This is a genomic window from Streptosporangium sp. NPDC002544, from assembly GCF_040295965.1.
Taxonomy (GTDB): domain Bacteria; phylum Actinomycetota; class Actinomycetes; order Streptosporangiales; family Streptosporangiaceae; genus Streptosporangium.
The window spans coordinates 99,526-124,756 of the sequence record NZ_JBEOWJ010000035.1; the positions used below are offsets into that span (position 1 = coordinate 99,526).

A 25,231-nucleotide genomic window follows, 5' to 3' on the forward strand; every position below is an offset into this window, starting at 1 on the left:
GTACGGCAGTGAGTGTCCTGTTCGAGCCCGTGACATTGCGGAACCTCACCATCCCCAACCGGATCTGGATGGCCCCGATGTGCCAGTACTCCGCGGCGGTCGAGGGGCCCGACCAGGGGGCGCCGACCGACTGGCACCTGTCCCACCTGGCCGCTCGCGCGGTGGGCGGTGCCGGTCTCATCCTGACCGAGGCCACCGCCGTCTCGCCGGAGGGCCGCATCAGCCCGGCGGACCTCGGACTCTGGAACGACCGCCAGCGGGAGGCGTTCACCCGCGTCACCCGCTTCCTGCGGGAACACGGCGCGGTGCCCGGCATCCAGCTCGCGCACGCCGGGCGCAAGGCCTCGGTCCGCCGTACCTGGGAGGGCGGTGGGCCCGCCGGTCCAGGCGAGCACGGCTGGCAGCCGGTCGCGCCGAGCCCGGTCCCCTTCAACGACGGCCACCCCACTCCCGCGGAGCTGAGCGTCGGTGACATCGACCGGCTGGTGGGCGACTTCGCCGCGGCGGCGCGGCGGGCACTGGCTGCGGGCTTCCAGGTGGCCGAGATCCACGGCGCGCACGGCTACCTCATCGCCGAGTTCCTGTCGCCCTTCAGCAACCGCCGCACCGACGCGTACGGCGGCTCGTACGACAACCGCACCCGGTTCGCGCTCCGGGTCGTCGACGCGGTACGCGAGGTCTGGCCGGACGAGCTTCCCCTGTTCTTTCGCATCTCGGCCACGGACTGGCTGGCCGAGGACCCGCGGGACGACCGTGAGGGCTGGAGCGCCGACGACACGGTCCGTTTCGCCAAGGACCTGCTCGCCCACGGTGTCGACCTGCTCGACGTCTCGACCGGGGGCAACGTCGCCGGCGCGCGCATTCCCACGGGCCCCGGCTACCAGGTGCCGTTCGCGGCGAAGGTGAAGGCCGAGACCGACCTGCCGGTGAGCGCGGTCGGAGAGATCACCCGGCCCCGGCAGGCTGAGGAGATCATCGCCTCCGGTCAGGCCGACGCCGTCCTGCTCGGCCGCGAGCTGCTCCGCAACCCGTACTGGCCGAACCACGCCGCCCGCGAGCTCGGCGCGGCCGAAGGCCGCTGGCCCGACCAGTACCATCGCGCGGTCTGAGGCTCCGTCAGCCTTCACCCCGCGGGTCTCTCCCGAAGGAAGGGACGCGCGGGTGGAGACGGCCGGGGAAGGATTCAGCGGACCGGCCCGCCAGGGGGCGCACCCCCGGGGGTCGAGCGGGCCGGTCCGGGATCATGGGATGGCGCGGCGCAGGGCCAGTGCGTCCTGGCGGACCTTCGCGGGGGTCTGGCCGTCGATGAGCAGGCGGCGCATCAGGGCCGCGATCTCGCCCATGGTGTCCGGGCCGAAGCCGCGGCGGGTCACCTCCTGGGTGCCGATCCGCAGGCCCCGCCTGGGCTCCTCGGCAGGTCGGCCGGGCAGGCCGATGCCGCTGAGGTAGACGCCCCCCTCGGCCAGCAACCGGGCGGCCTCGTCCCCGCCGCCGAACGCGCCCGCGTCCACCGCCACATGGTGCGAGGCGGTCCAGCCCCGATGGGCGGCGATCACGGTGAAGCCCTCGCGGTCCAGCGCGGCGGCCAGCGCCCCGGCGTTGGCGATGCAGCGGTCGGCGTACCCGGAACCGCCCTCGGCGTGCTCCGCGGCGACGACGGCCAGCGGGGCCAGGCGGGAGGCGTCGTAGTTCGCGGTCAGGCCGGGGTAGGCCGCCGCCGCCACCTGTCGGGCGAGATCCTCGTCGCGGGTCACGACGGCCGCGCCAGGTGGCCCGCCGAAGGACTTGTAGGTGGACATGGTCATCAGGTGCGCGCCCTCGTCCAGCGGCCGCTGGAACCGGCCGCCCGCGATCAGTCCCGCCACGTGCGAGGCGTCATAGAGCAGCAGGGCGCCCACCTCGTCGCACGCCGCCCGCACCCGCGCCACGTCGTGGGGGAACAGCATCAGGCTCGCCCCGAGCACCACCAGCGCGGGCCGCCTCTCGCGCAGGAACGCCGGGAGGGCCGCGTGGTCGACGTCGAGCCGTCCGGCGTCGTAGGGCAGGTCGACGACCCGCAGGCCACGGATCCCGGCGGCGCCCTGGGCGTGGTGGCTGGTGTGGCCCCCGGCGGTCTGAGGCAGCACCGCGATCGTGTCGCCGGGGCCGGCGAACGCGCTGTAGCAGGCGAGGTTGGCCAGTGTGGCGCTCTGCAGCCGCACCTCGGCGAACTCGCCGCCCATCAGCGCCGCGATCTGGAGCGGGACCAGCACCTCCAGCACGTCCAGCTCCTCCAGGCCGGTCTGGCGTTTGTCCCCCGGCCAGCCCATCGAAGGCCGGCAGCCCAGGGAGATCTCATGGGCGGCCCTGGCGCGCTCGCTCATCGTGTTGGTGCCCGCGTACAGGACCACACCGTCCTCGTCGAGGCGGCCGCGGTGCTCGGCCAGCACCGCGTCGACCAGCCTGGTCACCGATTCCAGGCTCAGCCCCGACACCTCGGCCTCGAGCTCGGCCAGGCGCGGCTGTGCCTGGGGCGGTGCCCACGGGGCGACGCGGCTGCGCTCCTGCACGAAGCTCCTTTCACAGGGCTGTCAGGCGGCTCTCACGAGGTGGACTCCTCCAAAACGAATACTGTGACGCTACGGCCAGTGCCGGGGGGAGTCATCGTTCCGCCAGCGGAGATCCTTCCTACATCTGTAGGATTAGAACGTGATCGCGGATGATGTTCAGGACCTGCTGGAGGCGCTGGCCGCGAGCGTGGGCAGGGGCATGTCCGTCGACGACCTGGAGGGGCGGGTCGTCGCGCACAGCGCCCATCACGGGGAGGTCGACCAGGTCAGGGCCCGCGCCATTCTGTCACGGTCGGTTCCCGCGGCGGTGGGGGCCTGGCAGGAGAAGCACGGGGTGGCCTCGACCCGAGAGCCGGTCAGGGTTCCGGAGAATCCCTCACTGGGCATGGCGGCCCGGCTCTGCGTGCCCCTGCTCCACCAGGACCGCCGGGTCGGCTACCTGTGGATCATCGAGGGCCCGGGGCCGTTGAACCCGCAGGAGCAGGGCCGGGCCGTGCGTGACGCCGCCGCGATCGCGGCCCTGCTGGACGACGGCGGCAGCTCCCACACCCTGAGCCTCCTGCTCACCGGAGAGATCGGTGTGCGGCGTGCGGCCGGCGTGCTCGGGGAGGGGCCGCTGCGCGTCCTGGCGCTGCGGGGCGACCCGGCCTCCCTGCGTGAGGCGGTCGGCGCGGAGCTGGCCAGGACGCGCCGGCCGCCGGCCTTCACGATCCTGGACCGGCACGCCGTGCTGCTGCTCAACCGTGGCGAGGACGCGACGGCGCTGGGGGAGCGGCTGGCCGCGCGGGCCCGCACGGGCGCCGGGGTCAGCGCACCGCACCCGGGGCTTGAGTCAGCCGTACGGGCACATGAGGAGGCGCTCACCGCGGCCAGGGCGGCGGCGGCGGAACCGGCGCTGCGGCCGGTCGCCCACTGGCCGGACCTGGGCGTCTACCGGCTGCTCGCCGAGCCGGTCGCCGGTACTCCCGGTACTCCCGGCACGCTTGGCGGTCCGCTTGACGCTCTGCGGGAGCATCCGGCACTCCTGGTCACCCTGGAGACCTACCTGGACAGCGGGGGAGACGCCCAGGAGACCGCCCGGTTGCTCCACCTGCACCGCACCAGCCTCTATTACCGCCTCACCAGAATCGAGCAGCTGGCCGGCCGCAACCTCAAGAACGGAACCCACAGGTTAGAACTTCATCTCGCGCTGAAGCTCGGTCGCTGGAATGCGGTGTAACGGCCGGACAATCCGGGCACAGCTCTGCGATGCCGCAGTTGATCAGCGAGATCATGACCGTCGTCATCGTGCTCACGCTCATCCCGCTGTCGTTGGTCATCGTGTCGGTGGTCGTCCTCGTCGCACTCGCGGCGTTGGCTCTGGCGACACCACGGGAGCAGGATGGAGGAACGACTTCCCGGAGGTAGACGATGCGGCAGCTCAGCGCGGTGGACACGCAGTTCCTGAATTTCGAGACCTCGACGAACGTCGCGAACATCGGAGGGCTCGCGATCCTGTCGGGCAGGCTGTCGCGGAGCGACCTGGTGTCGCTGCTTGCCCGGCGGCTCCACCTGGCCGCGCCCTTCCGCAGGCGACTCGTCTCCGTCCCGTTCGGCCTGGACCATCCGTACTGGACCGAGGACTCCAGGATCGACCTCGACTACCACGTGCGCGAGATCGCGCTGCCCGGACCGGGCAGCGACGAGCAGCTGGGTGAGCAGGTGGCCAGGCTGCACGCCCGCTGCCTCGACCGGCGGCGGCCGCTCTGGGAGATGTATCTGATCCACGGTCTGGCCGGCGACCGTACGGCCCTCTACACGAAGGTCCACCACGCCGCGGTCGACGGCGTCACCGGCGCCGACGTGCTGGCCAGCCTGCTGGACACCTCCCCCGAGCCCGCCGAGGTCGAGATGGCGCCCGCGGCCGAGCCCGAGGAGCGGATCGACACGCGGGAGATGGTCACCAGGGGGATCGTCAAGGCGGTGGTCAACCCGGCCAACACGGTGCGGTTCCTGCTCAACGCCGTCCCGCACCTGGACGAGATCCCCCTGATCTCCCAGGTGCCCGGGGCCGGGCTGGTCTCGCGGCTCACCCGGCAGCTGGCCAACCGCCTGTCGGGTACCGCGGAGGTGCCCGACATGCCGCGGATGGCCGTCCCACGTACCCCCTTCAGCGGCAGGATCAGCGCGCACCGCAGGTTCGCCTACGCCGCCCTGCCGCTGGAGGACGTCAAGCTGGTCAAGAACACCCTCGGCGTCACGGTGAACGACGTGGTGATGGCCCTGTGCGCCGGGGCGTTGCGCCAGTGGCTGATCAAGCACGACGCGCTGCCCGAGCAGCCTCTCGTCGCGGGGGTGCCGTTCTCGCTCCGCGCCCCCGATGACCGGCGCGCGGGCAACCAGGTCACCATCATGATCACCACACTGGCGACGCAGGTGGCCGACCCACTGGAACGGCTGCTGGCGGTACGTGACGCGATGCGGCTGATCAAGGATCGCTCGTCGCTGGCGCCGGCCAGCTGGATTCAGGAGCTCAGCGACATAATGCCCTCCGCGCTGACCGGCCTGGCCTCCCGGGCGGCCTTCAACCTCTTCGCTGACAGCGCGGGCCCGATCAACGTGATGATCTCCAACGTGCCCGGCCCGCAACTCCCCCTCTATGTGAGCGGTGCCCGGCTGCTGTCGTACTACCCCGTCTCGGTGGTGACCGACGCCAGTGGCGGCCTCAACATCACGGTCTTCTCCTACGACGGCTCACTTGACGTCGGCGTGATCGCCTGCCGTGAGATGGTTCCCGATGTCTGGGCCGTCACCGACTATCTCAGAGACGCCCTGCTGGAACTGAAGCTCCTCGCTGAGCAGCAGTGACAGGCCGGGCGCGCCCTTGACGAAGCGCAGGGTCTTCTCCAGGCAGACGATCGAGCCTCGCTCGTGCCTGTTGACGAAACGGATGTCGTCGGCCAGGGCGCGCATGATCAGCAGGCCCCGGCCGTGTTCGGAGGTGGGGGCGGGGAAGGCGGGGCCCGAGAAGTCGAAGCCGTCGCCGGCGTCCACCACCTTGATCACGCAACGGTCCCTGGACAGCTCGGTGCTGACCATGTAGTCGTCACTGGGGGTGGCGTGCTTGACGGCGTTGGAACACGCCTCCGAGAGCATGAGCTGGATGTCCTCGCGGATCTGGGACACCACGCCAAGGGCGCGGAGCGAGGCGTCGAGAAGTTGCCTGATCACGGGAACGCTGGCGGCGTCACGCGGCAGACGCAACGCGATAGTGGCCTCCACGGTGTCCTCCTTTCGCAGCCGGTCACCTAAAGGCTTGCCCGGCACGCTCCGTCCTAACCGGAGATGGTTGATCGTGACTCCGGATATCGGAAAGGCGCGGCAAAGTTCGGTGCATGAAAAAATGTGACACGGCAGCAGGACAGCCGGTCCGCCTCAGGCGGACCGGCTGTCCTGCGACTCTTCGCCTCAGCCGGAATCTATGCGAGAGCTACTGATTCCAGGACGAACCTTGCGACGGCGGAGGCCGGAGCCGATGAGCCGGGTGATGAGCTCGCGCGAGGAGACGGCCTCCGCGCCCAGCGCGACGGCCCGCTCGTAGAAGGTCTCGGGAACGTCGTAGTGGTCGCGGTCGAACGCCTGGGGCGGCACGCCCAGCAGCTCCGCGAAGGCGTGCAGTTCCCCGGTCGAGCTGTCGCTGACCAGGTGCGACCAGAACAGAGCGTGTGGACCCGGCCAGTTGGGCGGGTCGATGAGCACGCTCACCGCCGGGCGAGGTCGAGCGCGACCTCCAGGGCGGCGGCCCGGCGCTCCTCGTCGGAGATCGTCTCGTCCCTGAGGATGATCCACGCGGCGTGCAGCGCGAACAGGGCCATCGAGTTTTTCAGCCGGGTGGCGGTGGGATCGTCCGGCTCGACGAGGAAGGTGAGCAGGTCCAGCATCCGGTGGCGGGTCTTCTCCATCGTCGGATGGTTCTTGAGCGAGGTCTGGTTGCGCTCGAAGAACCGCATGATCTCGTGGTGCCGGCCCCGGTGCAGGTCGTCGGAGTAACGGCGGAGCAGTTCGCGGCGCGTCTCCTCGGTGCGCGGCTGGGACGAGGCCCAGGCGATCAGCTCCTCGACCGCGCGCACCCGGTCCTCGGCCAGGCTGGCGACGATGTCGTCCTTGTTTTTGAAGTGGTAGTAGAGGGCCGCCTTGGTCACGCCGAGGGCCTCGGCTATCTCGCGGAGCGAGGTGGCCTCGTAGCCCTGCTCGACGAAAAGAGTCAGGGCGACGTCCTGAATGCGCGTCCGGGTATCGGCGTGTTCCCTCATGGTTCCCTTACCGAGAAATCAGCTTGACGGCCGGCAAGTAAGCGGCCTACATTTCCAGCATATCCGACACTAACCGGTCGGCAAGTAAGCAAGATCTCTTCTAGGGGGCGAAGTGAAGGAGACCGCGGCCTTACCGGCGCGGCGCCGTGAGGTCATGGTAGTGCTACCGGGCCTGATGCTCGCGATGGTGCTGGCCATGCTCGACAACATGATCGTCGGCACCGCCATGCCCCGCATCGTCGGCGAGCTCGGCGGGCTGACGCACCTGTCCTGGGTGGTGACCGCCTACGTGCTCGGCGCCACCGTCTCGACCCCCATCTGGGGCAAGATCGGTGACCTGTACGGCAGGAAGAACATCTTCCTCGCCTCCATCGTCATCTTCATGATCGGCTCCGTGCTCTGCGGCATGGCGGGCTCGGAGATGCTCGGCGGCCCGTCCAACGGGATGATGCAGCTCATCGCGTTCCGCGCGTTCCAGGGCCTCGGCGCGGGCGGCCTGATGGTCAACGCCATGGCCATCATCGGCGATCTCGTCCCGCCCCGCGAGCGCGGCCAGTACCAGGGCATCATGGCCGCCGTGATGTCACTGGCCATGATCGCCGGCCCGCTCGTCGGCGGATTCATCACCGACCACCTCGACTGGCGCTGGGCCTTCTACGTGAACCTGCCCATCGGGTTCGTCGCGCTGGCCCTGCTGGCGGTCAAGCTGAAGCTGCCCAGGTACCGCACCGAGCACCGCATCGACTGGCTCGGTGCCGCCCTGCTCTCGGTCGGCATCACCGCGCTGGTCCTCATCACCACCTGGGGCGGCAACGACTACGGGTGGAACTCGCCGCAGATCCTCGGTCTGGTGGCCCTCGCCGTCGTCACGCTGGCCCTGTTCATCCCGGTGGAGCGCCGCGCCGCCGAGCCCATCATGCCGCTCAACGTCTTCCGCGACCGCAACTTCAGCCTGATCTCGGGTGTGGGCTTCCTGCTCGGCTTCGCCATGTTCGGTGCCATCAACTTCCTGCCGCTGTTCCAGCAGACGGTCCAGGGGGCCTCGGCCACCAACTCCGGCCTGCTGCTGCTCCCGATGATGGCCGCCTCCATGGTGGTCTCGCTCTTCGTCGGCCGCGCCATCACCCAGACGGGCAAGTACAAGATCTACCCGGTCCTCGGCGGCGCGATCATGGCGATCGGCATGTGGCTGCTCTCCCTGATGGACGTCCACACACCCGCCTGGCAGACCGGCGTGTTCATCGCGGTGCTCGGCCTCGGCATGGGCTTCCTGATGCAGACCACCATGCTGATCGCCCAGAACAGCGTCGAGCAGAAGGACCTCGGTGTCGCCAGCAGCGCCTCGACCTTCTTCCGCTCCATCGGCGGCTCGTTCGGCGTCTCGCTGTTCGGCGCGATCTTCAACAACCGCCTCACCTCCAACCTGGAGAGCAAGCTGGGCGCCGCGGGCGAGCAGCTCGCCTCCGGCGGCGCCCAGTTCAACCCGGCAGCCCTGCACGAGCTGCCCTCGGGAGTACGGATCGGCTTCCTGGAGTCGCTGGCCGACTCCATCTCCGGCGTCTTCTGGTGGGCGATCCTGTTCGCCGTCCTGGTTCCGCTGCTGGCGGCCTTCATCAAGGAGGTCCCGCTGCGCAGCGGCACCGAGAGCGCCAAGGAGGCCGAGGCCCAGGTGCCGGTGCTCGACTGATCAGAGATCCTGGGTGCGGACCCCCGGCTTCAGTCGCGAGGTCGACCCGTCCTTCGCTGGAACCACAGCGTGGCGGGCGTCAACAACCGATCCCAAGTTCCGACCCAGCGATTCCCAAGCCGCCCCCGCCACGATGAGGGGCATGAAGACGACCATCCCCGCCGCCGGGTACCTCACCCGGCGGCCTTCCGCCGCCGACGCCCCCGAGATCCACGAGCTGATCTCGCTCTGCGACACCCAGGTGATCGGCAAGGCCGACATGACCCTCGACGACGTCGCCGACCAGCTGAACGACTCCTCCTTCGACGTGGACTCCGACGGCTGGCTCGTCCACGACGAGAGCGGGCGCCTGGTGGCCTGGGCCTGGGCCTGCCGCAAGGGCGCCAGTGACAACGTCGACGTCGACGTCGTGGTGCACCCCGGCGCGCCGGAGCTGACCGGCCCGCTCTGGGAGACCGTGACCGAGCGGGCCAGGCGGATCGCCGCCGAGCTGGGCCACGACCGGGCCGTGGTGGACATCGGGATCTACCGTGAGGACAGCGGCAAGCGCGCCGTCGCCGCCGCCCGCGGCTTCAGCGCCGCCACCAGCTTCATCCGGCTCCGCGCCGACCACACCGGGCCGGTCGGCCGCCCCGGGGCGCCGGCCGGGATGACCGTGCACGACGGGCTCACCGAGGAGGTGCGCCGCCAGGGCCACGCCGTGGAGCAGGCCGGCTTCGCCGACCACTTCGGGTTCGCCCCGAAGGACTACGACGAGTGGTACGACGAGCTGAACTCCTCGGTCAACACCGACTGGTCGCAACTGGCGGTCGCCCGCCTCGACGGCGAGCCCGTGGCGATGCTGCTGGGGACCAACGCCTTCCTCGGGGACGAGAACTGCGGCTACGTGCGCAGGCTGGCGGTGCTCCCCGCCTTCAGGGGCCGCGGCCTGGGCCGGTTCATGCTGCGCGGGGCGTTCGCCGACGACGCTCGTCGCGGGCGGGTCGGCACCTACCTGCACGTCGACGCCAACAACAGCACGCCCGCCCTCGACCTCTACCTCTCGGTGGGCATGCGCCAGGTGCTGGCCATCGACGTCTGGCGGCGCACGATCTGACCCGCACCGTATGGCGCCATCGAGCGGGGAAGGCGCTCTCAGCCGGTGGGAGGTCAGTCGTCAGGAGTCACCCGGTGCTTGGAGAGGTGGGCCAGGACCGCCTGGTTGGCCTCCCAGCCGTCGGGGAACTTCACCGGCACGCCGAGCTGGACCGGCTCGGCCGACGGGTGGGCGTCCAGCAGCTCGGGAATGCCCGCCCTGGCCACCACGACGCAGGCGTGGCGGTGCCGGGAGGCGAGCACGCACAGCCGCCCCGACTCCAGGTGGAACGCGGTGGCGTCGCGGCGCCCGGAGAGGGGATGGAGCACGATCGTCACGTCGTACTCCCGGCCCTGCAGGCGGTTGGCGGTGTCCACCGTGATCTCCGGCGGCACCCCGGCGGCCCTGATCGCGGACACCTGGTCGCGGTGCGCGGCGCCGATGGCGATCCGGTCGGCCGTGACGGGATGGCTGCCGCGCTCGGAGTGCGCGACCGGACTCCGCTGGAGCAGCCGCGTCGCCAGGCTCGCGGTCGCCAGCACGGCCTCCGCGTCGGTGCGCACCGTGTGGCGGCTGGGCAGCTCGTACAGTGCCCAGCCAGACCCGGCCGCCTCCTCCAGCGCCAGATCGAAGGGGGTGCGCATGCCGTTCACCGTGAACTCCAGCGACCGGTCGGCGGGGCCAGTCCCCGCGCGGAACCCGGTGAAGGGGTAGAACGCCTCGGAGACCACGGGCGCGGCCGAGGCGGGCAGCCGCCAGGAGACCGGCAGCCGGTGCACCGGCAGGTCGGGGTTGTGCCGCAGCAGCACCGAGACCGCACTCTGTACCGGGTCCCACGACAGGCCCGCCCAGCGGTCGCCGTCCACGATCGAGAACGGGTCGAGCTGGCCGGGGTCGCCCACGAACAACGACCGCTCGAACAGCGAAGCGATGCGCAGCAGCTTGTCCGAACGCATCTGGTAGGCCTCGTCGACGATGGCCCAGGGCCAGGTGCGGTCGCCGATCCAGGCCCACTTGTCGGCGGTGGCGATCACCACGGCCGGGTCCCCCAGATCGGGCAGCTTGCCCGCGACCGAGACGTTGGGCAGGGCGAGGATGCGGCCGGGCGTGATGTAGCCGCTCGCCGAGAGCCGGCCGACCCCCAGATCGGGATGCTCGGCCGCGAGCCGTTCCACCAGGTCGTCCACCTGCTCGTTGGTCTGCGCGACGATCATCAGCGGCTCGCCGGTCTCGGCGATGTGCCCCGCGGCCTTGACCACCAGCGTGGACTTGCCCGCGCCCGGCGGCGAGTCCACGACCACGCCGCGGTGACGGGGCAGGTCGGCCAGGACGGTGTCCACCACGGCCGCCGCCTCCTGCTGCGGCGTCATGCCACGCCTCCGCCACTGCCCGCCGGGTCCGTGTCGCGGCCCGTCACCCGGGCGCGGCGCCCGGGTGACGTGCCCGCCGCTCCGGCACCGGCGGCCTGGTCCTCCGGCGCCGCCGCCGAGCGGGGAGCACACACGGCCGGGAGAGACACCGGCCGGCCGTGCGGGGTCCGGTGAACGCTCAAAGCCATTCCTCCTGCGCGTCGTCGTCGCCGGGCTCGTACTCCTCCGGCGGCCCGCCATGGGTCCACGGCGTCTGCTCGGGGTCCGGCAGCGCCGCCGACGACTGGAAGTCGTCCGTCAGTGAGGTGTACGAGACCCGCTCGCCCGGTTCGGGCACCGAACCCGGAGCCGGGGTCCTGCCCCGCCCCATCCCCTTGGTGATCTTAAGGGTGATCTCCCCGTCGACGACCTCGACGATCTCGGCCGCGTGGCCACGCCGGTCGGGGCTGCCGACGGTGGTGCCGGGCGTGAGCCGCACCGGGTCGCCGGTCCTCACCGTGATCAGGGGCCGGAGCTTGCGCGAGCGGCCCTCGCCCTCGCTGTGCTCGGGGTCGGCGGCGATCACCGTCCCGGCGAAGGCCTCACCGGTCAGCCGGTACTCGGCCATGAGCAGCGGGTCGTCGTGGGCCCGCTGCACGTCGTAGCTCGCCCGTGCCCGCTCCAGCCCCGCCAGCCTCGCGGCGGCGCTCACCGCTCCGTCCCTGCGGGCCTGCGGCGGGCTCCCCTCGGCGATCCGCTCGACGAACCGGGTGAACGACCCGCGGTCGATCTCCCAGCGGTCCTTCACCCGCGAGCCCTCCGGCAGCGACCGCAGCAGGTCGACGGTCCGCCACATCAGCCGCCAGGTGGGGTCGAGCTGGGTGCGCAGCGCCTGGCTGACCCGGTCGACGGCACGGTCGGTCGGCGCCTCCTCGTAGGCGCGGATCGCGGGAGCGAGCACCTCGTTGTCGAAGCCCGGGTCGGTGGTGGGGCCCGCCGGCGGCCAGAGCAGCGGGTCCTCGGCCTCCTCGGCCGCCCGGTGCCCGGACATTCCCGGCGGCGGGTCGATCCATCCCAGCAGCGCCGCCAAATTGGCGTCCTCCAGGCTGCTCTGCCCGGTCGCCCAGTGCAGGCTCAGTGCCTCGGTCGCCGCGAGCAGCACCGAGGAGCCCGGCTGCTGGGACCGGTCGGCGAAGTAGGTCAGCCACCGGCCGAGCAGCGGCACCGACGGGTGCACCGGGTAGGGGCCCTCGGCCCTGCGGAACCTGGTGGAACGGCCGAGCAGCCCGGTGAACGAGGCGGCGGACCGGTTCGGCACGAGGATCTGCGGCGCGTCCAGGCACCGCTCGTACGGCTCGCCGCCCTTGCGCTCGACCGTCTCGGTGCTTTTCTCGAACCCCTCGATGTAGGGCAGCAGCACCTCGGCCAGCCCGGCGGCGAAGGCGAACCGCAGGTCCCGGTTGCGGGGCTGGGGGACGACGAGCAGCCGGGGGTGACCCGGGTCGGTGCCCACCATGGCGGCCAGTGGCGCGGCGGCCTCGCCCGCGAGCTTGAGCGGGATGAGCACCAGCGGCTGGGCGGAGATGTGGCAGTGCCTGACCGTGGTGATCCGCTGCGCGACACCGTCCCTGACGGCCCGCAGTCGCGCCAGCGCCGTCAGCGCGCTCACCTGTCGTCCGCTCTCGCCGCGGTGACCCCCGGCGCGACCGGCCCGGTGGCCTCGACGATCCTCACCGCAGCGACTCCTCGCGCAGCCGGTCCGCCAGCCGGAGCAGGCGGGCGATCTCCTCCTGGCCCTCGGCCACCTCGCGGGTGCCCTCGGCCAGGCCGAGCGCCTCGTGCATGCCGGAGACGCCGCCCAGCTGGTCGCGGATCTGACGCCCGAGCAGGTCGGTGGATCCGCAGGCGCGGGCCTCGTGACGGCAGAACATGCACATGTCGCAGGTGGACAGGCAGTCGGGCGCGTAGCGGGCGGGTACCTGGAGCAGCGCCTGGGTCAGCTCGTCCGCCGAGCGGGTCGGCACCCCGTCCTCGCCGGGGGCCAGGTCGAAGGTGAGGTCGTCCGGCAGGCCCTCCAGCAGGTACTCGACCCTGGTCATCCTGGTGAGCTGGCGGCCCAGCACCGACAGTTGCCTGCGCACGTCGACCAGCGCCGCGGTCGGGCGGTTGGCGAAGTTCTCCGGGCAGACGAGCACCACGTCGTGGGAGACGCGCTCCGGGTCGTGTCCGAGGTCGGCCATGAGCGTGCGCAACGCCAGGACGTAGACCGCCGCCTGCCGTGCCGCCGCCGCGACCTTGTCAGGCTCGGCCTGGCCGTCGATCATGCCGAACGACTTGATCTCCACGATGTGGAAGCGCCCGCCGACCTGGAAGGCCACCACGTCCGGTTCGAGGTAGGAGGTGTGCCCGGCGATCTCCAGGCTGAACAGCGGGTGGTCGTAGAACACCGCGGTCCCGTCGTCCTCGCGCGCCGCGCGGTCGATCAGCGCCCGGGTGTGCGAGTGGCGCAGGTGGGAGCCGACGCTCTCCACGTCCCGGTAGCCGACCTGGGCGACGGACAGGCCGAGCAGTTCGCGCAGCAGCCGCAGCAGCTCGGCGCAGCCGTTCTCCTTGACCAGCGACTCGAAGACGTTCCCGCGGGTGATCGCGAACTGGGACTGGCCGAACGGGGCCGGGAAACCGACGTGCCGGGCCGTGCGGTCCTTGTCCACGCCCGCGGCGTCCATCACCGCCCGGCGCGCGCAGCCGGGGTTGGCGGCCAGCGCCGCGATGGCCCGTGCGTCGTGCGGGCGGGCGGGCATCGTCCCGCGCAGCTCGTCAAGCCTGTTCAGGAAGGCCCTCTCCCGAAGGCTGTTCATGCGCGGGTCCCCCCGTCCAGCCTGGTCTTCAACAGGCCCCCCTCAAGGTGTTCATTGCGGTGACGCCGAACAGGCGCTCGACGTCCGGTAGCTGCCTCGTCGCCCGCGCCGCCAGCTCGGCCCGCTGCGCGCTGTCGGCGGCCCGGTGCACCTCCAGCTCGGCTCGCGCCGCGCGGATCGCGGTCGCGGGGTCGGCCGGGGCGAAGCCCTCGACGGCGCCCGGGATGTTCTGCGCCATCCGCGACAACAGCCGCACCGCCCCCGCCGGCGGCTCGGCCAGCCGCGCCAGGTGCTCGGCGATGCGCATGGTCGAGGTGAGGAAGTCGACGCGCGGGCTCAGCGGTCCCAGCACCCGCGACTCGGCCGGCCAGGTGCTGTCGGCGAGCAGCCCCCGGGCGGGGGAGAGCCGGTCGGTCAGCGCGGCGCACAGGTAGTACGGCCTGGCGTAGGGGTCGCCGCGGAACGAGCGCTCCTCGTCTCGGCGCAGGCTGGTCAGCTGTGAGCCGCGGAGCTCGCGGGAGAAGAACGCGTCGTTCACCGCCACGATGAGCTTGGCCGAGGTCGGCACGCCCAGCATGGCCAGCGCCTGGTGCACCTGCTCCCTGATGGGCAGCAGCGAGGTCTCGGGCTCGCACGCGGGCGTCGGCGCCTCGGAGGTTATCGCCGCGTCCCATGCCTGTTCGGCTCTGCGCAACTCCCCGCGCAGCGACCGGGCGAGCGAGTTCTCCTTCGCCTTGACCGCCCGTCGCACTTCGGCGCGGAGGTCGGCTATTCGCCGTTCCAGCGCGTCCAGTGAATCACTCACGGCCCGGAGCGTAACAGGAGTTCCACTGGTCTCCCTTCAATTCCAGTGAATTCCAGCATTAAAGAGCAGCTCATCGCATCGCGATAACGGGATGAAAAGGGCATTTGATGCGTAACCTACTGCTAGAGGTGAAGAGCCTGACAGGTGTCGCGCGCCCCGCCAGCCGAGACGTCCGGACCGAGATGAGTCACCATCACGAAACCGGCGGCGACCGTTACACCGCCGCGGTGAATCACTGCGCCACGGTCACGGACGGCCTGCACAGCACTCCCGGCCCGACAGGGCGGGTGCCTTTGTCTCGTCGGACTGCGCCGGCGTTCCTTGACGCATACGTTGCCGGCGGCCACGCTGGCATTGCTCATCCACGGCGAACTCGGATCGTATTGCCGAGGCGCCGTGTCGTACGTATTCACCGGCGAAGTCCCGGTCGGCCCAGGCACGTCCGCCTTGAAACGCCTGGGGCTGTTCCGGCGGGCAGGCGAAAGGACGGTGTCGTGGCCGTGCGGTTCTTCACTGCGAGAGCGCTGGTTCTCGTCGCATCCGGAGTGTTCCTCGCCGGATGCGGGTCACAGACCGCGTCCGGCGAATCCCCCGACGGTCAGGCGCAGCCGTCGGGCGGCTGCCCGCTCACTCCGGAAGCCCTTTCCAAGGCCACATCCCTGGGCTGGGAGTTGCAGGAGAGGAAAGACGACCACCCGCTGGAGACCGCCGAATCGATCAAAGTGACGGCCTGCCTCTACACGGCCGCGGACGCTCCCCAGGACGGCTCGGATCCGCTGGTCCTGCGAGCCGACGTCGCCACCGGAGCGGATGCGGCCACGATCAGGAAGGACTTCACCGACACGTGCACCGAGTACGGCGGCAAGGTCGGCGACTCAGCCGCGGCTGACGGTGCGATCGTGTGCGACCGGAACGGTTCCACCGTGGAGGGCCTGGTGGGAGGTGCCGATCGAGTGGTGAACGTCTATCTGGTCAACGCGGAGGCGGCCACCGCCGGCAGGCTCACCCCGGCCTTCGACAGGATCCTCGCCGCCGTCGGCTAGCGTCCCGGCGGAGGCCGCCTCCGCTCAGTCCGGGGGTAGGGCGTCTTCGAGGGCGGCCGTGAACCAGCGAGCGATGCCGGCCGGATGCGTGACGGCGGTGCCGACCACGACCGTGCGCGCCCCCAGGCGGGGAAGGGCTTCGGCGGCCTGCTCGGTGATGTGGACGCGGCCGTTCCCACGCCCCGGTGGCCGGGTGCTCCCGATCACTCCTGAACGCCGGCCGGTGGCGCGAGCCAGGCGGGTAACGGGCGGGTGTGCAGTACGTCCAGTCGCGAGACGGCCCGGGTCAGCACGACGTAGAGCCGGTTGAGTCCTCGGGGCTCGGCTTCGGCGATCTCGGCGGGCTCGGCCACCACCACGTGGTCGTATTCGAGCCCCTTGGCCATTGCCGCGGGGACGGCGGTGACGCGGGCCGTGGAGGCGATGTCGTCGAGCGTGGCGACCTCGATGCCTTCGGCCCGCAGCGCCGTCACCAGCTCGCCGAGGGCCGCGTCGGCGGCGATCACCGCGATCGAGCCCTCATGGCCGAGCGCGTCGCGCACCGCGCGGACCGCGGTGCCGGCGAGGTCGGGTGTCCGGTGGACCCCGAGACGGCCGTCCGTACGGAACGAGCGAGTCCTGGGCACGTCCACGGCCAGTTCCTCCAGCAGGCGGTTGGCGATCGCGACGACGGCGGCGGGCACCCGGAAACCCGTGGTCAGGGCGGTCAGCTTCGCGTCCGGCTTGCCCAGGTGGGTCAGGTGCTCGTGCCAGCCGCGGGCCGCCCACCGCGTGGTGCCCTGCGCCAGGTCGCCGAGCACGGTGATCGAGCCGTGCTCGCTCCTGCGGGCGACGGCCCGGCACTGCATCGGCGAGAGGTCCTGCGCCTCGTCGACGATGACGTGACCGTATCCGCGAGGGCGCTCCAGCAGGCCCGAGATCTCGTCGAGGAGTACGGCGTCGGCCGCCGACCACCTGGCGCTCCTGAACGAGCGCGGCGGCCTGGTCCACAGGATGGCCGACTGCTCGCCGGGGGTGAGGACCCCGTCCGCGGCCCCGGCCAGCACCGCGGGGTCGCCGAGCAGTTCCGCGAGCACCTCCTCCGGCCGGGCGGCGGGCCACACCGCGTCGACGTGCGCGCTGAGGGCCCTGGTCATCTCGCGCCTCCAGGCGGCGCTCGTGCTCCGGCCGCGCGCCTCCGCCTGCCGGAGCAGGACGGCCAGGGCCCGTGAGAGCACGCGCTCGCGGCCCACGCCGTACGGGGTCGCCTCCCGAAGGGCGGCGTCCACGATGGCGCCGAACTCCTCCTGTCCCACCCGCCAGCGGTAGGAGCCGTCGGGGACGGTGATCGGACCCGCCGGGGCCGTCACCCGCCGGTACAGCGCCTGGCGCAACACCTCCGCCATGCGGACGTCGTGCTTGACGGCGGCGGCCTCCTCGCCGTCGGCCCCGCTGAGCGGCTCTCTGGCCAGCAGCCCTTCCATGGTCGTCTGCTCGACGTCGACCTCGCCGAGCGCCGGGAGCACGGCCGCGATGTAGCCCAGGAACGCCCGGTTGGGGCCGAGGATCAGCACGCCCGTGCGCGAGAGCCGCTGCCGATGGGTGTAGAGCAGGTAGGCGGCCCGGTGCAGGCCCACGGCGGTCTTACCGGTGCCCGGTGCCCCCTGGACGCAGATCGACTCCTCAAGCCCGGCGCGGACCAGCTCGTCCTGCTCGGGCTGGATGGTGGCCACGATGTCGCGCATCGGCCCGACGCGGGGGCGCTCGATCTCGGCGGCCACGATCCGGCTCGCCACGCCCAGGTCCTGACCGGCTCCGAGGCGCTCGTCCTCGAAGCCGGTCAGCGCGACCGGCTCCCGGGACCAGCCGAAACGGCGTCGTACGGACACTCCCCGCGGGTCGTGGGCGCTCGCCCGGTAGAACACCGTGGAAACGGGCGCGCGCCAGTCGATCACCATCGGCGCCCGCCCGGTGCCACCGGAGACGTGACGCCGGCCGATGTAGTAGCGCTGTCCGCGGTGCTCGGCCGGACCGGTGCCGGGGCTGAAGTCGAGGCGGCCGAAGAACGGCGGGCCATCCGGCTGCTCCTCCAGCTCCTTGGCGAGGCTCCTCAGGTCGTAGCCCAGTCGCTCCGCGCTGTAGCGGTCGCCCGCCACCCGCTCGCCGATGACGACGTTCAGGCGCGCGCCCTCGACCATCCGGCGGATGGCCGCTTCGCACTCCGCCAGATAGGCACGCTCGTCGTCGAGTTCGGTATCCGTCACCGCGCCTCCATCTTCCAAAAAGCTTAACTCAGTTAAGATATTAACCGAGTTGTGTTTCTGCTAGGTTGGAACGCGTGACAGGGCTCCGGGAACGCAAGAGGCGGCAGGTCCACGAGACGATCTCGGCGGAGGCGATCTCGCTCTTCCTGAAGAGGGGATTCGACGAGGTGTCGGTCGCCGAGGTGGCGGCGGCGGCGGGGGTTTCCAAACCGACGCTCTTCAAGTACTTCCCGACCAAGGAGGACCTTGTCCTGCACCGCATCTCCGACCATCAGGGCGAGGCCGCCCGGGTCGTGCGCGAGCGCGGGACGAGCGAGGCGCCGCTGGAGGCGCTGCGCCGCCACTTCCTGGCCGGGCTGGAGCGGCGCGATCCCGTGACGGGGCTCAACGACCACCCCGAGGTGCTCGAATACCACCGGATGGTCTTCTCCACGCCCAGCCTCGCGGCCCGGGTGCTCCACTACATGGCCTCGGACGAGGAGGCCCTCGCCGCCGCGCTCGCCGAGATCACCGACGAGCTCACCGCGCGACTCGTCGCGGGCCAGGTCCTGGCCGTCCAGCGGGTGCTGGCCCGGCGCAACTGGCTGAGGCTGGTGGAGGGGGAGACCGCCGAGCGGACCCACCTCTCGGCCGTCGCCGCCGCCGACCACGCGTTCGCCCTGCTCCCGAAACTGGGCTGAACACCGCACCGGGCAGGCCGGAGCCTCCGGCGATGCCCGTGGCCGCTCCGACCTCCAGGCCGTTGAAGCGCTGCAGGAAGGTGGGCAGCCACCAGATGATTCCGCTGATGCCGAAGAAGAGCGGTCCAAGACCGGTGAAGACGAGGCGTACCGGCCGGATCGCGAGCACGTACCGCGGCAGGCTCGTGGAGCAGGGGAGCCACCGAGAGCCGCTCGTAGAAGGGGGCGCCTACGCGCGCCTGTACGCCCGCCAGGTCGACGACCTCGACCAGCCGGCGGGCCGGGCGTCCACCTGAAACGCGGCTGCGGGGAGGCCACGCTCTTCCCCGCGCCTCGCCCCCTCCCGGTTCTCCGAGTTCGACGAGCCCGCGGCGGCGGTACCTACCAGTTCGTGTCAGGTGGATCCCGATGGCCGGGAGAGCGACCCGGCGCAGGCCGTACCGCGCCGGCACCGCGGCGGCCGTGGCTGAACGGCCCGCCGCTGGAGGGGCGGCGGGACCTTCCGCCGCCCGCCGAGGATGTCAGCTCTCGATCTCGGTGCGGTCGCCCGACCACAGGGTGTGGAAGGAGCCCTCGCGGTCCACTCGCTGGTAGGTGTGCGCACCGAAGAAGTCACGCTGGCCCTGGATCAGGGCCGCGGGCAGGCGCTCGGCCCGCAGCCCGTCGTAGTAGGCCAGCGCGGTGGAGAAGCCCGGCGCCGGGATGCCCAGCTCGGCGGCCTTCGCCACCACCCGCCGCCACGAGTCCTGCGCCAGGGTCAGCGCTTCGGCGAAATAGGGGGCGGCGAGCAGGGTGACCGGCTTGTCCGGCGCCGCGTACGCCTCACGGATGCGGTTCAGGAAGACGGCGCGGATGATGCAGCCGCCCCGCCAGATCGTGGCCAGCACGCCGGGGTCGACGTTCCAGCCGTACTCGGCGCTGCCCGCCCTGATCATGTCGAACCCCTGGGAGTAGGCGACGATCTTCGAGGCGTACAGCGCTCGCCGCACATCCTCGGCGAAGTCCTCGCCGAGGGCGCCGGCCGGTACGCCCGAGGGGCCCGGCAGGCCGCGCGCGGCCGCGCGCAGGTCGGCGTGGCCGGACAGGGAGCGGGCGAACACCGCCTCGGCGATGCCGCTCACCGGAACCCCCAGGTCCAGGGCGATCTGTACGGTCCACCGGCCGGTGCCCTTCTGCTCCGCCCGGTCGGCGATCACGTCGACGAGCGGCTTGCCGGTGGCCGCGTCGACCTGGCGGAGCACCTCGGCGGTGATCTCGATCAGGTACGAGGACAGCTCACCTGAGTTCCACTCCGCGAAGATGTCCGCGAGCTCCGCCGGGGTCCGGCCGAGCCCCTGCCTGAGCAGGTCGTACGCCTCGGCGATGAGCTGCATGTCGGCGTACTCGATGCCGTTGTGCACCATCTTCACGAAGTGCCCGGCGCCGTCGGGGCCGATGTGCGCGCAGCAGGGTACGCCGTCGACCTTCGCCGCGATGTCCTCCAGCAACGGCCCCAGCGTCTCGTACGACTCCTTCGAGCCGCCGGGCATGATGCTCGGCCCGAGCAGCGCGCCCTCCTCCCCGCCGGAGATGCCCGCGCCGACGAAGTGCAGGCCGCGCTCGCGCAGCGCGGCCTCGCGCCTGCGCGTGTCGAGGAAATGCGCGTTCCCGCCGTCCACCAGCATGTCGCCCGGCTCCAGCAGGGGGGCGAACTCCTCGATCACCGCGTCGGTCGCCGCCCCGGCCTTGACCATGATCAGAATGCGCCGGGGGCGCTGCAGCGCCGCGACGAACTCCTCGGGAGTCTCGCAGGGGACGAAGGTCCCCTCGTCCCCGTGCTCCTCGACCAGTGCCTTGGTCCTGTGGTGTGACCTGTTGTGCACCGCTACCGAATGCCCGTGCCTGGCCAGGTTACGGGCGAGGTTCGCCCCCATGACGGCCAGCCCTGTCACACCGATCTGTGCCTGAGTCATCAAATACCTCCAGCTCGGAGACCTCGGTCCTCACGACCGGGAAAGAAAACACGACAGGATGCCACGTAGTGGGTTTCTCGAAAGCATGAGCGAACCCGGTCCGTGTACCATCACCGTTTGTGACGTACGCAGATCGTGAAGCGAGCGTTCACATTTCGCTTCCATCCAATTCTTCACGTCAAGAATGCCAGTCCGCACCCGCCCCGACTAAAGGGGCGAAGAGAGTGTCGGCGCCGTGCCGACCGGCGGACCGTCCGCTTCCGGGCGGCTCCGGCCCCGCTGGGAGCGGGGCGAGGTGACCGGACCCCACCCCGAGAGGGCTCACCGGCCGAAGCGGATTCCCGGGGTCTCCAAGCCGATGAGGCCGCCCAGGCACCGGTAGGTCCGTGCCCCACCCTGGAACTGCTCCTGGGAGGGGGGCAGGACGGTGCCCTGCCACCTGCTCCGCCGATCGCTGCGGGTGTCGCGCATGGAGGCGAACATGACCTGCTCCGAGCACACCTTCCGCACCGTCGGATGCTTCTCCAGGGCCGCCAGGTCGTAGGTGAGCGAGTCCCGCGGAAGCGGGGCGATCGCGTACGTCTCCCACGCGTGTGACTCCTCGCAGCCGATCCGCTTGGCCGTGGTGTCGCCCGCGATCGAGACGAGGCCGCCCCAGCACTCGGGCTTCACCACGCACGCGGCCCCCGCATCCGCGACTGCCGAGGCGGGACAGGCCGCCGTGACCGTGGGAACCTCCGGGACCTTGAGGGCCGCGGACGCGCCGGACGCCGAGGTCGTGCCGTCCCCGGCGTTCTCGCCGCCCAGGAGCGCCTGCCGGCCCGACTGCTGCGAGGTGGTCGGGGTCCGGTCGCGATTCTCGATGTACATGAGCCCGGCCCCGGCCAGCAGCAGGATCACGAAGGCCACCGCCACCGCGACGAAGACCCGCGTGTTCGACGAGGCGGGATGCTCGGGCGGTTTGGTACCGCGCACCCCCGGAGACGTCAGATGTGACCGCACCGGCTCCCTGCCGGGCCCGCCCTGGACCGGCGGCGTGCCGTACGGCGGCGGCACTGTGGCGTACGGCGGCGAGGGGGCAGGGATAGGGACAGGGGAGACGGGCCGCGGGGCATGAGGCGGGGAGGCCGGGGCGTCACCCCCCGGGCGCAGGCTCGCGAGGGCGTCGCGCAGCGCGGCCACCGAGGGGGTGCGCCGCGCGGGGTCGGCGGCCATGGCATCCCTGAGCACGGCGGTCAGTTCCGGCGGCACCCCCGGGATCTCGGGGACGGGCAGGCGGTGCAGGGCCATGATGACCGCGATGTTGACCACGCCGCTCTCCGGGAAGCGCGGAGGGCGCCCGGAGAGCAGCGCGTACAGCGTGGCGGCGAGGGAGTAGACGTCGCCCGCGGGGGCGGGTTCGGTCAGCTCGAACGCCTCGGGCGGAGCATAGGCAGGGGTGAGGGACTCCCTGGTCACCGATGCCTCGCTGCCCGACGAGGGCATGGTGGCCAGGCCGAAGTCGGAGAGCACCACATTGCCGTACCGGTTGATCAGGATGTTGGCAGGCTTGATGTCGCGGTGCAGCACTCCGGCGGCGTGCGCCGCCGACAGCGCGTCGGCGATCTTGATGCCGATGTCGGTGACCTCGGCCGGCGGCAGCCGCCCCTCCGCACGCATCCGGTCCAGCAGCGACCCGCCAGGGCACAGCTCCAGGACCATGTACGGCCGTCCGTCGGGCAGGACCCCGGCGTCGTAGACATGAGCGACGTGCGGGTGGCCGGAGAGGGCGCCCGCCGAGGTCACCTCGCGCATGAAACGGCGCCGGTCCCGTTCCGAGACCAGCACCCGGTTGTCCACCTTGAGCGCGACCTCACGCTCCACCGCCAGCTGCCTGGCCCGGTAGACGATTCCGAAACCACCCTGGCCGAGCACCCCGGACACCTCGTAGCCCGGTACGGCGACGGCACCCGCTCCGGCCACCTGCCACCTCCTGAAGACGAGCGGCAGATTACCGGAGTTTCACCCACGAACCACGCGTTATACCGGCAGGCGCCGCTTCTGGTCGCCGGGATGTCCGTCACCGAGCTCCGCCAGAAGCGCGTCCCAGCGGGCCCCGATGGCGTCGAGGCTGTAGTCGGCTGCCGTCAGCGTCGCGTTGTCGCCGAGCCTGCCACGCAGCTCCCGGTCCTCGATCAGCCGGCAGAGCGCCTCGGCGAGCGCCGCGGGCTTTTTCGGCGGAACGAGCAGCCCGTTGTGCTCGTGTGCGATGACCTCGCCGGGGCCGTGCGGGCAGTCGAAGCTCACCACCGGCACGCCCTTGCTCATCGCCTCCAGGATCGTCATGCTGAATCCCTCGTAGCGCGAGCTGACGGCGTAGATCGATGACTTGGCCAGCTCCATGCCGATCTCCGACGAGCTGCCCATGAGCAGCATCGTGTCCGACAGCCCGGCCTCCTCGATCCTGGCGCGGAGCTTCCGCTCGGCCTCGGGCCTGCCGCGCCCGTAGAGGCGCAACACCCAGTCGGGGTGCGCCGCGGTGACGGGCTTCCACGCCTTCACCAGCAGGTCGAAGCCCTTGGCGTGAACCATCCTGCCGATGGCGACCACGACTTTCTCGTCCAGCTTCGAGACGCCACCGGACAGCGCGGTCACGGCGTTCGGGATGCGCAGCAGCCGTCCGGGCGGCGTCTTCAGAGCTCTGCGGTAGTGCTCCAGGTCCACCTGCGTCAACGTGACGAAGGCGTCCAGCCTGCCGTAGCGCCGCTTGATGAGCCGGACGACCTCGGGGGAGTGCACGTCGAGTGCCACGTGCTCCTGGCCGATGGTGATGACGCCCGGTGGCGCGAACAGGGCGGTGATCAGGTTGAATCCCGGCCGGGTGGAGATCAGCACGCCGGTGCGCATGGATCGCAGGTAGCGGACCATGCGCAGGTCCGTCAGCAGCGAGACCGCCCGGTAGACGTTCTCCTGCCTCGGGATCAGCATGCTCGGCAGGCGCGACAGCAGCCACCCCACCGGGCCTCGCCGCCGGGTCCTGTCGTCCAGGAACGACACCCGCACGCCCGGCGGGATGGGAAAGAACGGCTCCCTGGCCGTCCGGACCACGCTGACGATCTCCACATCGCGCTCGCGCGCCAGGTGACCCGCCAGGTTGAGCACGGTCCTGATGGTGCCGCCCATTCCGTACGCGTGCTGCAGCAGGATCCGGACGGTTCTCGTGTCGGGCGCCGGAGCGCGCCTCGCCCGCCTCGCGTTGAGCGCCCGCAGCACCCCGAACGCCGCCCGCCTGACAGCCACCCGTGCTCGCCGCGTCTTCACGCTCTTCCCCGACATGCCGAGAGCCCCCGCCCGTCCCGCATTCCCTGTCGTTCCCCTTCCCGGAGCCACCTCCGCTAAAGCACACACATCGGACAATCCACCTCACTGCCCGATAGGTCGTCGTACGGACCACAGGGGTCCTGGACCGCCGGTGAATCAGTCCCTTCCGTCCTTCGTGAAGTGAGTTACCTCCCTTACTCCACCGGAGCCGCTGTTCGCGTTCATGGCGCTTTCGGCTGGGGCTCCCGGCCTATGCTGTTCCTCTCCGTGTGAGGGGAGCATCGGTGGGCGGACGGGATCCGGATCGGCGTCGGGCGCTGCTCGACGCCGCGGACCGGGTGATCCGGCGTGAGGGACCCGAGGCGTCCATGGCGTCGATCGCCGCCGAGGCGGGGGTCACCAAGCCCATCCTCTACCGGCACTTCGGTGACAAGAGCGGGCTCTATCAGGCCCTGGCGAACCGGCATGTCCGCACCGTGGTCGGCCTGCTGCGTCCGGAGTTCGACCGGGCCAGGGCCGACCTGCGCAGTCGCGCCCGGGCGACGATCGACGCCTATCTGGAGATGATCGCGGCCAACCTGAACCTCTACCGGTTCCTCTTCTACCGGGCCGGTGCGGAGGACAGCCGGACCCACTCCCAGATGACCGCCATCGTGCGCAGCCTGGGTGAGGAACTCGGGGCGGTGATCGCCGCCGAGACGGCGGTGCCCGATCCGGTTCGCGCCCAGGTACTGGGTCACGCCTTCGTCGGTATGGTTCAGGCCACCGGTGACTGGTGGCTGGAGCATCCCGAGGTGGACCGGGCCGAAGTCGTCGAGGGGCTGGTCAGCGTCATCGTGGCGACGATGTCGGCCACGCTCTCCCGCTGACGTCGCCTGTCACCGGTTACCCGCTGCTCACCGAACCGTGAAAGCCGGTCTTCTGGAGCGCCTGCCAGAGCGGGACCGCGCCGAGCAGGAAGACGGCGTGGTCGATTTGACGATGCGGGACGAGGTTCGTACAGTTCACCAGACCCGAGGGAGACGGCGGTGGCGCCGGGGCCTCGGGAACCTCTCTAACGATCTTCGCCCCAAGGGGATATCTGTCCCCAAAAGGGGTCTGATTCGACATGAATCAGACGGTCGAGTAGATTAGAAGGGTTGCTCTGGAAACGGAGCCGCCGAATTCCAGCAAGACCCGCAAGATCAAGTCAATCGCTTCAAAACGAGCCGGTTTGACACGAAAAAGCGGGCCTGAAAGAATAACGGCACAACGAAAGAACAGAACAAAACGAACCGCCCCTGGTTCTCCGGCTGAAACTGGCCGGGACGACGGTGTACGCGTCCGTTTCTTGAGAACTCAACAGTGTGTTAAAAGCCAGTGCATGAAGCACAACCCTGTCCAACCTGCCCTTTCATC

24 protein-coding genes are annotated in these 25,231 nt (G+C 70.9%); 10 read left to right on the plus strand and 14 right to left on the minus strand.

Annotated elements, in window-relative coordinates; all coding sequences use genetic code 11:
• The first annotated feature begins 8 nt into the window (after nucleotides 1–8).
• The gene (locus ABT061_RS38715) at nucleotides 9–1,109 is read left to right on the plus strand and encodes an NADH:flavin oxidoreductase/NADH oxidase (protein WP_350927552.1); all 1,101 of its coding nucleotides are present in this window, start codon (nucleotides 9–11) and stop codon (nucleotides 1,107–1,109) included.
• 132 nt (nucleotides 1,110–1,241) lie between these two features.
• Here the strand turns inward: ABT061_RS38715 and glyA are convergent, their stop codons facing one another.
• Nucleotides 1,242–2,549, minus strand: a complete 1,308-nt coding sequence (gene glyA / locus ABT061_RS38720; protein ID WP_350927554.1) for a serine hydroxymethyltransferase — start codon at nucleotides 2,547–2,549, stop codon at nucleotides 1,242–1,244.
• A gap of 139 nt (nucleotides 2,550–2,688) precedes the next feature.
• On the opposite strand from glyA, the gene ABT061_RS38725 reads away from it, so the two are divergent.
• The 3 genes from ABT061_RS38725 to ABT061_RS38735 are packed head-to-tail and all read left to right on the plus strand — an operon-like array spanning nucleotide 2,689 to nucleotide 5,396.
• Entirely contained in the window at nucleotides 2,689–3,768 is a 1,080-nt protein-coding gene (locus ABT061_RS38725; RefSeq protein ID WP_350927556.1) for a PucR family transcriptional regulator, read from the plus strand.
• A 29-nt stretch (nucleotides 3,769–3,797) separates the two neighbouring features.
• On the plus strand, nucleotides 3,798–3,956 hold the full coding sequence (locus ABT061_RS38730; protein WP_350927558.1) for a hypothetical protein: 159 nt from the start codon (nucleotides 3,798–3,800) through the stop codon (nucleotides 3,954–3,956).
• A gap of 3 nt (nucleotides 3,957–3,959) precedes the next feature.
• Entirely contained in the window at nucleotides 3,960–5,396 is a 1,437-nt protein-coding gene (locus ABT061_RS38735) for a WS/DGAT/MGAT family O-acyltransferase (RefSeq protein ID WP_350927560.1), read from the plus strand.
• Here the strand turns inward: ABT061_RS38735 and ABT061_RS38740 are convergent.
• The 3 genes from ABT061_RS38740 to ABT061_RS38750 all read right to left on the minus strand — a co-directional run bounded on the left by ABT061_RS38740 (nucleotide 5,283) and on the right by ABT061_RS38750 (nucleotide 6,841).
• A complete protein-coding gene (locus tag ABT061_RS38740; RefSeq protein WP_350927562.1) occupies nucleotides 5,283–5,810 on the minus strand; it encodes an ATP-binding protein in 528 nt (175 codons plus the stop codon). The two genes, ABT061_RS38735 and ABT061_RS38740, sit on opposite strands and share 114 nt — an antisense overlap.
• 186 nt (nucleotides 5,811–5,996) lie before the next feature.
• Nucleotides 5,997–6,293, minus strand: coding sequence for a DUF4031 domain-containing protein (locus ABT061_RS38745; protein WP_350927564.1), 297 nt, complete (start codon nucleotides 6,291–6,293; stop codon nucleotides 5,997–5,999).
• Nucleotides 6,290–6,841, minus strand: coding sequence for a TetR/AcrR family transcriptional regulator (locus tag ABT061_RS38750; protein WP_350927566.1), 552 nt, complete (start codon nucleotides 6,839–6,841; stop codon nucleotides 6,290–6,292). The genes ABT061_RS38745 and ABT061_RS38750 overlap by 4 nt, the downstream gene beginning before the upstream one ends.
• Before the next feature lie 154 nt (nucleotides 6,842–6,995).
• Here ABT061_RS38750 and ABT061_RS38755 point away from each other — a divergent pair, with 154 nt between their 5' ends.
• Both ABT061_RS38755 and ABT061_RS38760 read left to right on the plus strand, forming a co-directional pair.
• On the plus strand, nucleotides 6,996–8,528 hold the full coding sequence (locus ABT061_RS38755) for an MDR family MFS transporter (protein ID WP_350927568.1): 1,533 nt from the start codon (nucleotides 6,996–6,998) through the stop codon (nucleotides 8,526–8,528).
• 142 nt (nucleotides 8,529–8,670) lie between these two features.
• Complete coding sequence (locus tag ABT061_RS38760) at nucleotides 8,671–9,624, plus strand: GNAT family N-acetyltransferase (protein ID WP_350927570.1); 954 nt, start codon at nucleotides 8,671–8,673, stop codon at nucleotides 9,622–9,624.
• Nucleotides 9,625–9,677: 53 nt separating this feature from the next.
• Here ABT061_RS38760 and ABT061_RS38765 read toward each other — a convergent pair whose 3' ends face one another.
• The 4 genes from ABT061_RS38765 to ABT061_RS38780 all read right to left on the minus strand — a co-directional run bounded on the left by ABT061_RS38765 (nucleotide 9,678) and on the right by ABT061_RS38780 (nucleotide 14,615).
• Nucleotides 9,678–10,973, minus strand: coding sequence for an AAA family ATPase (locus tag ABT061_RS38765; RefSeq protein ID WP_350927572.1), 1,296 nt, complete (start codon nucleotides 10,971–10,973; stop codon nucleotides 9,678–9,680).
• 178 nt (nucleotides 10,974–11,151) lie between these two features.
• Nucleotides 11,152–12,621 (minus strand): hypothetical protein, encoded by a 1,470-nt coding sequence (locus ABT061_RS38770; RefSeq protein WP_350927574.1) that lies wholly within the window; start codon nucleotides 12,619–12,621, stop codon nucleotides 11,152–11,154.
• Between the two features lie 61 nt (nucleotides 12,622–12,682).
• The gene (locus ABT061_RS38775; protein ID WP_350927576.1) at nucleotides 12,683–13,810 is read right to left on the minus strand and encodes a hypothetical protein; all 1,128 of its coding nucleotides are present in this window, start codon (nucleotides 13,808–13,810) and stop codon (nucleotides 12,683–12,685) included.
• A 28-nt stretch (nucleotides 13,811–13,838) separates the two neighbouring features.
• The gene (locus ABT061_RS38780; RefSeq protein WP_350927578.1) at nucleotides 13,839–14,615 is read right to left on the minus strand and encodes a hypothetical protein; all 777 of its coding nucleotides are present in this window, start codon (nucleotides 14,613–14,615) and stop codon (nucleotides 13,839–13,841) included.
• 494 nt (nucleotides 14,616–15,109) lie between these two features.
• Between ABT061_RS38780 and ABT061_RS38785 the strand changes: the two genes are divergently transcribed.
• Complete coding sequence (locus tag ABT061_RS38785; RefSeq protein ID WP_350927580.1) at nucleotides 15,110–15,658, plus strand: hypothetical protein; 549 nt, start codon at nucleotides 15,110–15,112, stop codon at nucleotides 15,656–15,658.
• A 24-nt stretch (nucleotides 15,659–15,682) separates the two neighbouring features.
• Here the strand turns inward: ABT061_RS38785 and ABT061_RS38790 are convergent, their stop codons facing one another.
• Both ABT061_RS38790 and ABT061_RS38795 read right to left on the minus strand, forming a co-directional pair.
• Nucleotides 15,683–15,865: a hypothetical protein gene (locus tag ABT061_RS38790; RefSeq protein ID WP_350927582.1), complete on the minus strand. Its 183-nt coding sequence runs from the start codon at nucleotides 15,863–15,865 to the stop codon at nucleotides 15,683–15,685.
• Entirely contained in the window at nucleotides 15,862–17,901 is a 2,040-nt protein-coding gene (locus ABT061_RS38795; protein WP_350927584.1) for a HelD family protein, read from the minus strand. The genes ABT061_RS38790 and ABT061_RS38795 overlap by 4 nt, the downstream gene beginning before the upstream one ends.
• Before the next feature lie 74 nt (nucleotides 17,902–17,975).
• Between ABT061_RS38795 and ABT061_RS38800 the strand changes: the two genes are divergently transcribed.
• Together ABT061_RS38800 and ABT061_RS38805 are read left to right on the plus strand one after the other, a co-directional pair.
• Nucleotides 17,976–18,581: a TetR family transcriptional regulator gene (locus tag ABT061_RS38800; RefSeq protein ID WP_350927586.1), complete on the plus strand. Its 606-nt coding sequence runs from the start codon at nucleotides 17,976–17,978 to the stop codon at nucleotides 18,579–18,581.
• A gap of 107 nt (nucleotides 18,582–18,688) precedes the next feature.
• A complete protein-coding gene (locus ABT061_RS38805) occupies nucleotides 18,689–18,877 on the plus strand; it encodes a hypothetical protein (protein WP_350927588.1) in 189 nt (62 codons plus the stop codon).
• 225 nt (nucleotides 18,878–19,102) lie between these two features.
• Here the strand turns inward: ABT061_RS38805 and gnd are convergent, their stop codons facing one another.
• The 3 genes from gnd to ABT061_RS38820 form a co-directional block, all read right to left on the minus strand.
• Nucleotides 19,103–20,533 (minus strand): NADP-dependent phosphogluconate dehydrogenase, encoded by a 1,431-nt coding sequence (gnd, locus tag ABT061_RS38810; protein WP_350927590.1) that lies wholly within the window; start codon nucleotides 20,531–20,533, stop codon nucleotides 19,103–19,105.
• A 321-nt stretch (nucleotides 20,534–20,854) separates the two neighbouring features.
• Nucleotides 20,855–22,495, minus strand: a complete 1,641-nt coding sequence (locus ABT061_RS38815) for a serine/threonine-protein kinase (RefSeq protein ID WP_350927592.1) — start codon at nucleotides 22,493–22,495, stop codon at nucleotides 20,855–20,857.
• A gap of 57 nt (nucleotides 22,496–22,552) precedes the next feature.
• Entirely contained in the window at nucleotides 22,553–23,833 is a 1,281-nt protein-coding gene (locus tag ABT061_RS38820) for a glycosyltransferase family 4 protein (RefSeq protein WP_350927594.1), read from the minus strand.
• A 284-nt stretch (nucleotides 23,834–24,117) separates the two neighbouring features.
• Between ABT061_RS38820 and ABT061_RS38825 the strand changes: the two genes are divergently transcribed.
• Nucleotides 24,118–24,702, plus strand: a complete 585-nt coding sequence (locus tag ABT061_RS38825) for a TetR/AcrR family transcriptional regulator (protein ID WP_350927596.1) — start codon at nucleotides 24,118–24,120, stop codon at nucleotides 24,700–24,702.
• A gap of 16 nt (nucleotides 24,703–24,718) precedes the next feature.
• Here ABT061_RS38825 and ABT061_RS38830 read toward each other — a convergent pair whose 3' ends face one another.
• Entirely contained in the window at nucleotides 24,719–24,841 is a 123-nt protein-coding gene (locus ABT061_RS38830; protein ID WP_350927598.1) for a hypothetical protein, read from the minus strand.
• Nucleotides 24,842–25,231 lie beyond the last annotated feature (390 nt).

Bases quoted from the DNA above. Each gene is read 5' to 3' on its own strand.
- ABT061_RS38730 (WP_350927558.1), top strand. From the start codon at position 3,798: ATGCCGCAGTTGATCAGCGAGATCATGACCGTCGTCATCGTGCTCACG.
- ABT061_RS38735 (WP_350927560.1), top strand. From the start codon at position 3,960: ATGCGGCAGCTCAGCGCGGTGGACACGCAGTTCCTGAATTTCGAGACC.
- ABT061_RS38750 (WP_350927566.1), bottom strand. From the start codon at position 6,841: ATGAGGGAACACGCCGATACCCGGACGCGCATTCAGGACGTCGCCCTG.
- ABT061_RS38755 (WP_350927568.1), top strand. From the start codon at position 6,996: ATGGTAGTGCTACCGGGCCTGATGCTCGCGATGGTGCTGGCCATGCTC.
- ABT061_RS38760 (WP_350927570.1), top strand. From the start codon at position 8,671: ATGAAGACGACCATCCCCGCCGCCGGGTACCTCACCCGGCGGCCTTCC.
- ABT061_RS38765 (WP_350927572.1), bottom strand. From the start codon at position 10,973: ATGACGCCGCAGCAGGAGGCGGCGGCCGTGGTGGACACCGTCCTGGCC.
- ABT061_RS38775 (WP_350927576.1), bottom strand. From the start codon at position 13,810: ATGAACAGCCTTCGGGAGAGGGCCTTCCTGAACAGGCTTGACGAGCTG.
- ABT061_RS38805 (WP_350927588.1), top strand. From the start codon at position 18,689: ATGCCGAAGAAGAGCGGTCCAAGACCGGTGAAGACGAGGCGTACCGGC.
- gnd (WP_350927590.1), bottom strand. From the start codon at position 20,533: ATGACTCAGGCACAGATCGGTGTGACAGGGCTGGCCGTCATGGGGGCG.